The organism is Streptomyces beijiangensis (genome assembly GCF_017315755.1).
GTDB classification, from domain to species: domain Bacteria; phylum Actinomycetota; class Actinomycetes; order Streptomycetales; family Streptomycetaceae; genus Streptomyces; species Streptomyces beijiangensis.
Genome location: NZ_JAFLRJ010001066.1, coordinates 1 through 387, shown reverse-complemented (window position 1 = coordinate 387; position 387 = coordinate 1). Strand labels below are relative to the sequence as shown.

Sequence of the window (387 nt, the reverse complement as noted above, 5' to 3'; positions counted from 1 at the left end):
CCGGGCTGATCCTGCTCGGCGGGTCGCTGGGTGACCGGTTCGGGCGGCGGCGGGTGTTCGTGATCGGTGTCGTATGGTTCGCCGCTGCCTCGCTGCTCTGCGGGCTCGCGCCGAACGCCGGGGTGCTCGTGGCTGCCCGTGCCCTGCAGGGTGTCGGCGGTGCGCTGCTCGCTCCGGGGTCGCTCGCCCTCATCCAGGCGTCCTTCCATCCGGACGACCGGGCCCGCGCGGTGGGCGTGTGGTCGGGGCTCGGAGGGGTGGGGGCGGCCGTCGGGCCGTTCCTCGGGGGATGGCTGGTGGACGGGCCCGGCTGGCGCTGGGTGTTCCTGCTCAATGTGCCGCTGGCCGTGCTGTGTGTGCCGGTGGCGCTGCGACACGTACCGGAAT

1 protein-coding gene is annotated in these 387 nt (G+C 74.2%); it reads left to right on the top strand.

The window, feature by feature from the left end; translation table 11 throughout:
- Positions 1-387 (top strand): MFS transporter (locus tag J0695_RS40570; protein WP_206969813.1); only part of this gene is annotated, 387 nt, incomplete at both ends.